Source organism: Sphingomonas bacterium, assembly GCF_903644135.1.
Classification (GTDB): Bacteria; Pseudomonadota; Alphaproteobacteria; order Sphingomonadales; family Sphingomonadaceae; genus Sphingomonas.
Genome location: NZ_CAHJXA010000102.1, coordinates 1 through 8,446 on the forward strand (window position 1 = coordinate 1; position 8,446 = coordinate 8,446).

The 8,446-nt window shown below is 68.1% G+C and carries 8 protein-coding genes; 3 read left to right on the plus strand and 5 right to left on the minus strand.

Features of this window, described 5'->3' with window-relative positions; translation table 11 throughout:
* Nucleotides 1–54: 54 nt before the first annotated feature.
* Nucleotides 55–1,152 (minus strand): redox-regulated ATPase YchF, encoded by a 1,098-nt coding sequence (ychF, locus tag HUU96_RS07150; protein ID WP_174292149.1) that lies wholly within the window; start codon nt 1,150–1,152, stop codon nt 55–57.
* A 262-nt stretch (nt 1,153–1,414) separates the two neighbouring features.
* Between ychF and HUU96_RS07155 the strand changes: the two genes are divergently transcribed.
* Nucleotides 1,415–2,026 carry a hypothetical protein gene (locus HUU96_RS07155; protein ID WP_174292150.1) on the plus strand — a complete coding sequence of 204 codons (612 nt, stop codon included), beginning with the start codon at nt 1,415–1,417 and terminating at the stop codon, nt 2,024–2,026.
* 45 nt (nt 2,027–2,071) lie between these two features.
* On the opposite strand, the gene HUU96_RS07160 is transcribed toward HUU96_RS07155, so the two are convergent.
* The 4 genes from HUU96_RS07160 to HUU96_RS07175 form a co-directional block, all read right to left on the minus strand.
* Complete coding sequence (locus tag HUU96_RS07160) at nt 2,072–2,677, minus strand: TIGR02466 family protein (protein ID WP_174292151.1); 606 nt, start codon at nt 2,675–2,677, stop codon at nt 2,072–2,074.
* The gene (gene pth, locus HUU96_RS07165; RefSeq protein ID WP_174292152.1) at nt 2,677–3,249 is read right to left on the minus strand and encodes an aminoacyl-tRNA hydrolase; all 573 of its coding nucleotides are present in this window, start codon (nt 3,247–3,249) and stop codon (nt 2,677–2,679) included. Before pth ends, HUU96_RS07160 begins: the two co-directional genes overlap by 1 nt.
* A 40-nt stretch (nt 3,250–3,289) precedes the next feature.
* A complete protein-coding gene (locus HUU96_RS07170) occupies nt 3,290–3,886 on the minus strand; it encodes a 50S ribosomal protein L25/general stress protein Ctc (RefSeq protein ID WP_174292153.1) in 597 nt (198 codons plus the stop codon).
* A gap of 190 nt (nt 3,887–4,076) precedes the next feature.
* Nucleotides 4,077–4,979 (minus strand): TraB/GumN family protein, encoded by a 903-nt coding sequence (locus HUU96_RS07175; RefSeq protein WP_174292154.1) that lies wholly within the window; start codon nt 4,977–4,979, stop codon nt 4,077–4,079.
* Nucleotides 4,980–5,169: 190 nt separating this feature from the next.
* Between HUU96_RS07175 and HUU96_RS07180 the strand changes: the two genes are divergently transcribed.
* Nucleotides 5,170–6,009, plus strand: a complete 840-nt coding sequence (locus tag HUU96_RS07180) for a glycine--tRNA ligase subunit alpha (protein WP_174292155.1) — start codon at nt 5,170–5,172, stop codon at nt 6,007–6,009.
* Between the two features lie 217 nt (nt 6,010–6,226).
* Nucleotides 6,227–8,446 (plus strand): glycine--tRNA ligase subunit beta (gene glyS, locus HUU96_RS07185; protein ID WP_254605090.1); only part of this gene is annotated, 2,220 nt, incomplete at its 3' end.

The window sequence follows — 8,446 nt, forward strand, 5'->3', positions numbered from 1 at the left end:
GGTCGTCACCGCTAGGCGGTAGCGCGTCAGCGAGGGCCGGGCTTGACGCCCGGCTCAGCTGTGCAGGAAGTGCATCACGTCGCCGTCCTGGACGACATAGGTCTTGCCCTCGGCGCGCAGCTTGCCGGCATCGCGCGCCTTCGCCTCGCCGCCAAGCCCGACGAAATCATCATAGGCGATCGTCTCGGCACGGATGAAGCCGCGTTCGAAGTCGGTGTGGATCTCGCCCGCCGCCTGCGGCGCGGTGGCCCCGGCATGAACCGTCCAGGCCCGCGCCTCCTTGGGTCCGACGGTGAAGAAGGTCAGCAGGTGGAGTAGCGAGTAACCGGCGCGGATGACACGGGCGAGGCCGGTCTCATCCAGCCCCAGCTCGGCCAGGAACTCGGCCCGGTCCTCGGCGGGCATGGTCGCGATTTCCGCCTCGATCGCGGCGGAGACGATCACGGCCTCGGCACCTTCCGCCTTTGCCTTGGCGAAAACCCGCGCCGCATGGGCGTTGCCGGCGGCGGCGTTGGCCTCCTCGACGTTGCAGACATACAGCACCGGCTTGGCGGTGAGCAGCTGCGCCGCCGCGAACACCCGCTCCTCCTCGGCGTCGCGGCGTTCGGCCAGCCGCGCCGGCTTGCCCTCGCGCAGCAGCGCCAGCGCCCCACCCAGCACCGCCGCGCCGATCTTGGCTTCCTTGTCGCCCTGCTGGCCCTTCTTGGCGAGGTTGGGGACGCGCTTCTCCAGGCTCTCCAGATCGGCCAGCATCAGCTCGGTCTCGACCGTGTCGGCATCGGCGACGGGGTCGACCTTGCCCTCGACATGGGTGACGTCGCCATCCTCGAAGCAGCGCAGGACGTGGACGATGGCGTCGACCTCGCGGATGTTGCCGAGGAACTGGTTGCCAAGCCCCTCGCCCTTGGACGCGCCGCGGACCAGGCCGGCGATGTCGATGAACGCGAGCTGGGTGGCGATGATCTTAGCCGATCCGGCAATGGCCGCCAGCTGGTCGAGCCGCGGGTCGGGAACGCCGACATTGCCGACGTTCGGCTCGATGGTGCAGAACGGGTAATTGGCCGCCTGCGCCGCCGCGGTCTGCGTCAGCGCGTTGAAGAGCGTCGACTTGCCGACATTCGGCAGCCCGACGATGCCGCAGCGGAAACCCATGACGATCCTCGTTTTCTGGTTGATGACGCGCTGCCAGAGAGGCCGCGACGATGGCCGCGGCCATAGGCAAACCGCCCTGCGATGACCAGCGCCGAGCCGTCCTCACATCGTTTACCAAGAAAGTGTCTCGGTTCGTCGATAAAAAACCACAATTCGTCGTTCATTAACCAGCGGGAGGTGAGGATTGCCGCGCCCGGCCACGTCTCATCATCAGAAACGCGGCATGAGGGCATGTCGGGTTTCGGTTAACAGGGGACGACCCATGCGGATTGTTACTGGCGCGATCGTACTGGCACTCGGCATGGCAGCGCAGCCGGCTTTCGCAGGGGAAGGGGCGACGCCGTCGTCTGGGGGTACGGCGTCGCCCCTGATCGTCACCGATACCGCCGTCGCACCGGCGACCACTTATCGCCTGCCGTCGGTGACCTTGCCGACCGCGGCCCCGACCGCATCGATCCTGTCGACCGAGATCGGCGACGCCGGCCTGCGCCGCCGTTTCACCGGCAATTCGATGGTCGAATTCTACCCGGTCGCTGGTTCGGGCTTCCACCTGTCGGGCGGCACCCGCCTGTTCTCGCGCCGCAACTTCATCACCGAGACTGAGAATTCCGGCCGCGGCCTGCTCGCGGTGTCGCGCTCGAACATGGCGCCGATCGCCACCCGCGCCGGGTTCAAGCGCTTCAACCCGGCGCTGACCGCCGGCTACACCTTCGCGGTGTCGCACCTGGCGCAGATCGGCATCGAGGGCGGCGCGCTGATGAGCCACGCCTTTGCCGCCGCCCCCGGCCTGCCGCATCATGCCTTCGGGTATCGCAACGACAATGCGATGCGCCCCGATGCGATCGCCAACCTGGTGTTCGGTCTGCACTTTTAAGCTCCGTTCAGCGGCGCTGAACCAAGCGCTAGCGGATCAGCCAAATCACCAGCGATAGTTGAAGCTCAGGCTGATCCGCTCCGCCTTGGCGGTGCTCGGCATCACCTCGTGGCGTAGCCAGCTTTCCCATAGGAAGATCGTGCCCGGCTGCGGCTCGGCATAGATAAACGGGCGCAGCGCCTCGGGCGCATCGGCCAGCCGGGTCGGGGCGGCCATCATCATCGCGAGGCGCGGATCCTCCAGCCGCAGCGCGCCGGACCCGGGCGGCACCGCGACGTACAGCGTGCCCGACACGGTGCTGTGCGGGTGGAGGTGACCCGAATGGGCGCCGCCCGGCTTCATCACATTGGCCCACAGGCTGTCGAGCCTCAGCCGCCGCCCCGCCAGGTCGAAGCCGCAATCGCGCGCAAAGCCGGCGACGTGACGATCGAGCATGCGCTTCGCCGCGGCAAAGGCGGGCGCGCGCTGCGGCAGGTCGTTCAGCGAGGCATAGCTGGTATAGCCGCGATAGCCATGCGCCCTCGACCAGGCCGCCCCGGCGCGGTCCTCGCGGGCGAGGTCGCGGCACGCCGCGTCGAGGTCCGCCAGCAGCGCCTCATCGCCCAGCGCGCCCTGGTAGAACTGGGTGGCGAACAACGAGCGGCTGGCCATCATGCCTCCTGCAATCGCAGCGCGACATCGCTCATGAAACGTTCCGGCTCATCCGCCGCCAACCGCGGCGCTTCGGCGGCGACCGCGCCCAGCATCGCCGCCAGCGGGTCCATCTCCGCCTTGGCATAGTTGCCGAGCACATGACTGGTGACCCGGTCCTTGTGCCCCGGATGACCGATGCCGATCCGCACCCGGCGGAAGTCGGGACCCCAATGCTGGTCGACCGAGCGCAGGCCGTTATGCCCGGCGAGGCCGCCGCCGGTGCGCACCTTGACCTTGAACGGGGCGAGGTCGAGCTCGTCGTGGAACACGGTCAGCGCTTCTACGCCCAGCTTGTAGAAGCGTAGCGCATCGCCGACGCTGCGCCCGCTCTCGTTCATGAAGGTTGCGGGCTTGAGCAGCAGGACGCGCGCGCTGCCGATCCGCCCCTCCTGCGTCCAGCCGGCGAACTGCTTCTTGACCGCGCCGAACCCGTGCAACTCGCCGATCGCGTCGACGGCCATGAAGCCGACATTGTGCCGGTGCAGCGCATATTGCGCGCCCGGATTGCCGAGGCCGACCCAGAGCTGCATGGGCTACCCCCTCTCCCCACTGGGGAGAGGGAGAACGGCCTTAGGCCGCCGGCTCGGCCTCGCCGCCCTCGCTCGACTTGAGCGCCGACGGCGCGACGATGGTCGCGATGGTGTCGTCATTCTCGTCCAGCGCCGACGCGGCACCCTGCGGCAGCGTCACCGACGACAGGTGGATCGACTCGCCCACGTCATAGCCCTTGAGGCTGACCTGGATCTCCGACGGGATGGCGGCGGCATCGACCACCAGCTCGATCTCGTGGCGAACGACGTTGAGGACGCCGCCACGCTCGATGCCGGCGCACTCCGCCTCATCGACGAACACCACCGGCACCGCGATCGTCACGCTGGCGTGCTCGCTGATGCGCAGGAAGTCGACATGGACCGGCCGGTCGCTGACCGGGTGGAAGGCGACGTCCTTGGCCAGGGTGCGCTCGCCGGCGACCATGATGACCGAGTTCATGAAGTGCCCGGTGCCCAGCGCGCGGCGCAGCGCCTTCTCCTCCAGGTGGATCGAGGTCGGGGCGGTGTTGTTGCCGTAGATCACGGCGGGGACGCGGCCATCACGACGCAGCGCCCGGGAGGCTCCCTTGCCAACCCGGTCACGCGTCTCGGCTGCGAGCTCCAGTTGGTCGCTCATGCAGAATCTCCGAAACAGGTGTCACTTCCCGCCATGCCTCCAGGGATGTTTCATGGCCGGAAGCGAGCGCGCATAGCCGCATCGATGTCGAAAAGCAATTTCCTCGTCATGCCGGGCTTGTCCCGGCATCCAGAGCGGGCGACGCGCTGTTTGGCTCTGGACCCTGGAACGAGCCCTGGGTGACGTGGGTTCAATACTTCACCCGCATCACCCTCACTCCCTTGGCCGCCAGGTCGTCGATGACGCTGCCCTTGCCGGCGAGATGTCCCGCGCCGACCGCGACGAACACCGTGCCCGGCGTCTTCATCCGGTTCGCCAGCCACTCGGCCCAGCGTAGGTTGCGGCGATAGAGCAGCAGGTCGGCGATCTCCGGCGAGGCCTTGAGGTCGTCGTTCATCAGCGCGGCGAGCGCCTTGGGGTCGCCCTTGGCCCAGTCAGCGACCATCGTCGCCATCTCGGCCTGCGCCTTGGGCATCTCGTCGATCGTGCTGGTGAGGAACGCGACCTGCGCCTTGGGCGACAGGGCGTCGAAATAGCCGATCTGCTGGTCGGCGGTCTCCAGCCCACTGACCGGCTTGTTGGCGGTTTTGGCGGCGGCGGTGATGACGCTCTCGGGCCCGTTGGCGGGGTCGAACCCCGCCTTCATCAGCGGCAGCAGCGACAGGTTGAGCGCGGCGAACCATGGCTTGACATGCTCGAACGCGGCGAGCGGCACGCCGACCTCCGCCATCGCCTTGGCATAGGCGGCGCGCTGCGGCTCGGTCAGCGTCGACGACAGCGTCGGCGCGGCGGGCGGGGTGACCGCGTGGGCGGCGACGATCCCCTGCATCGTCGCGGTGTCAGGCTGCACCAGTTCCAGCACCACCTCGCCCGAGCGGTCGAACGCGGCGCGCACGGCCTCGTCGAACCAGGGCAGGCCGGGCTTGAGGACATGGACGGTGCCGAACAGGTAGATCGTCGTGTCGGCGTCCTTCGCCACCCACAGCGCCGGGTGGGTGGTGTCCGGCGCGGGCGCTGGCGTCTGGGCGCAGGCGGGCAGCGCCAGGGTGAGCGCCATAGCGGTGAAGGCAGCGCGAAGGGGATGATTGGTCATGGCGCGACCCTGTATCGGCCGGCCATTTTTCTTTCCACCCCCGCGAAGGCGGGGGCCTAGTATCGGGCCGCTTGCAACTGAGCCCCCCTTCGCGGGGGTGGTTCGCTCGTGGGCAGCGGCGGCCCCTTGCCCGACACGTCCCCATCCGCCAAAGCCGGCCCTCGTGACAGCCCCGCTCTCCTTCCAGCGCATGATCCTGACGCTCCACGATTACTGGAGCGACCGCGGCTGCCTGATCCTCCAGCCCTATGACATGGAGATGGGCGCGGGGACGTTCCACCCGGCGACCAGCCTGCGCGCGCTGGGGCCAGAGACGTGGAACGCCGCCTTCGTCCAGCCCTGCCGCCGCCCGACCGACGGCCGCTATGGCGAGAATCCGAACCGGCTCCAGCATTACTACCAGTATCAGGTCATCCTGAAGCCGAGCCCGCCCGACCTGCAGGAGCTGTATCTCGGCAGCCTCGCGGCGATCGGCGTCGACATGACCACCCACGACATCCGCTTCGTCGAGGATGACTGGGAGTCGCCGACGCTCGGCGCGTGGGGGCTGGGCTGGGAGGTGTGGTGCGACGGCATGGAGGTGACGCAGTTCACCTATTTCCAGCAGATGGGCGGCTTCGACATGAAGCCGGTGGCGGGCGAGCTGACGTACGGTCTGGAGCGGCTGGCGCTCTACATCCAGGGCAAGGACAGCGTCTACGACCTCGCCTATGACGACACCGGCGTCAGCTATGGCGACGTGTTCCTCGCCAACGAGCGCGAGATGTCGCGCTGGAACTTCGAGGTCGCCGACACCGATGCCTTGTTCGACCTGTTCCGCAAGGCGGTGGCGGAGTGCGAGAATTGCCTGGCCGCCGAGCTGCCGATCCCCGCGTACGAGCAGGCGATCAAGGCGAGCCACCACTTCAACCTGCTCCAGGCGCGCGGCGTCATCTCGGTGGCGGAGCGCCAGGCCTATATCGGCCGCGTCCGCGACTTGGCGAAGGGCGCGTGCGCGGCGTGGATGACGAAGAACGGGTGGAGCGCGTGAGCGGCATGCGACGCCGCGACGCGAACAAGATTGGTTCACGCGGAGGCGCGGAGACGCGGAGAAGGTTCGCCTGCTGCCCCGTCTCGCTTCGGCGAGACCTTCTGCTCAGTCGTCAGCCGGAAGACCAAAGGCGGCTGGTGCCGCCGGACGCTGTTCGGCCGCTTTTTCTCCGCGTCTCCGCGCCTCCGCGTGAACCATTTATCACGGCAGCGACGGCATGACCGACTTCCTCCTCGAACTGCGCTCCGAGGAAATCCCCGCGCGGATGCAGGCGAGGGCGCGAGAGGACCTTGCCCGGCTGTTCGCCGCCGAGATCGGCAAGGCCGGCCTCGTCGCGGGGGAACTCGTCACCTACGCCACGCCGCGCCGCCTCGTCCTGATCGCACGCGACCTGCCGGTCGAGACGGCGGCGGTGTCGGAGGAGGGCAAGGGTCCGAAGACCACCGCACCGCCCCAAGCGCTGGACGGGTTCCTGCGCAAGACCGGGCTCGCCCGCGAGGCTCTGGTCGAGCGCGACGGTGTGTTCTTCGCCGTCACCGAGCGGCCCGGCCGCGCCACCGCCGCGGTGCTGGCCGAGGCGATCCCGGCGATCGTCCGCGCCTTCCCCTGGCCCAAGTCGATGCGCTGGGGCGCGGCGTCGGCCTCCACGGAGAGCCTGCGCTGGGTGCGGCCGCTGCAGGGCATCGTCGCGCTGCTGGGCGACGAGGTGGTGGCGTGCAGCATCGCCGGGCCGACCGGTTCGCGCAGCGAAACGGACAACAAGATCACCAGCGGCGCGGCGACGCTCGGCCACCGCTTCCACCATCCGGGCGTCATCACCATCGGCGGCGCGCACGACTATGTCGAGAAGCTGCGCGCCTGCCACGTCATCGTCGACCAGGACGAGCGCGCCGCGATCATCCGCGCCCGCGCCGCCGAAGCCGCCGAGGCAGCCGGCTTGACGCTGGTCGAGGACGAGGGGCTGGTAGCGGAGAACGCCGGCCTGACGGAGTGGCCGATACCGCTGCTCGGCCGCTTCGATACGGCGTTCCTCGCCGTGCCGCCCGAGGTGATCCAGCTCACCGCGCGGGTGAACCAGAAATATTTCGTCTGCCGCGATGCCGATGGCAAGCTGGCGAACGCCTTCGTCTGCACCGCCAACATCGAGGCGAGCGACGGCGGCGCAAAGATCGTCGAGGGCAACCGCAAGGTGCTGGCGGCGCGGCTGGCCGACGCGCGGTTCTTCTACGACACCGACCTCAAGGTGCCGCTCGAGGACCAGGCCAGGAAGCTCGACCGCATCGTCTTCCACGAGAAACTGGGCACCGTCGCTGACAAGGTCGAGCGCGTCGCGAAGCTGGCGCGCTGGCTGGTCGAGGAGGGGATCGTCCGATCTCCTTCTCCCCCTGTGGGAGAAGGAAGGGGCCCGCTCGCTTTGGCGAGTGGGAAGGATGAGGGGGACGCGTCGACCCCCACTCCCCCTCACCCTTCCGGCCCTGCGGGCCTCCCTCCCTCTCCCACAGGGGGAGAGGGACTTTCCCTCGCCGATCTCGCCGAGCGCGCCGCCCGCCTGTGCAAGGCCGACCTCGTTACCGGCATGGTCGGCGAGTTCCCCGAGCTGCAAGGGCTGATCGGCGGCTATTACGCCGCCGCGCAGGGCGAGCCGCGCGAAGTCGCCGAGGCGATCCGCAACCATTACAAGCCGGTCGGGCAGGGGGATGACGTGCCGACCGCGCCGGTGACGGTGGCGGTGTCGCTGGCGGACAAGTTGGATACGATTGTACAATTCTTTGAGATTGACCAGCAACCAACTGGTTCGAAAGATCCATTTGCTCTCCGGCGAGCAGGATTGGCGCTGATCGCTTTGCTGGTAACAAACGGCATCCGCACTGGCTTGGGTCAATTACTACAAAAGCCGCTGCAGGTGCGTGCTCGCCTTGCGCTAGAGGCTGATTCACCGATAGACTTCGAACAAGTTGCCGTTGCTACTTACTCGATCAAACCTAGCCATGAGCCCACGGCAATCGAACGGGAAGCGGCTATTGATATGGGAGCGCGGCTCAGCGCCCAGGGTAAGCTGGGCGGGATGATGGGGGCGGGGTTGTTCCTGATCGATCGCCTCAAAGTCCAGCAACGCGAAGCCGGCGTCCGCCACGACCTCATCGACGCGGTGTTCGCGCTCGGCGGCGAGGACGATCTCGTCCGCCTTCTCGCCCGCGTCCATGCGCTCCAGGCGTTCGTCGGAACGGAGGACGGTGCCAACCTGGTCGCCGGCTACAAGCGTGCTGCCAACATCCTGAAGAAGGAGGGGTGGCATAACCCCTCTCCCCCTGTGGGAGAGGGAGGGGCCCGCTCGGCGTCAGCCGAGTGGGAAGGTGAGGGGGATGTCTCGACCCCCACTCCCCCTCACCCTTCCGCGACTGCGTCGCTCCCTCCCTCTCCCATGAGGGGAGAGGGA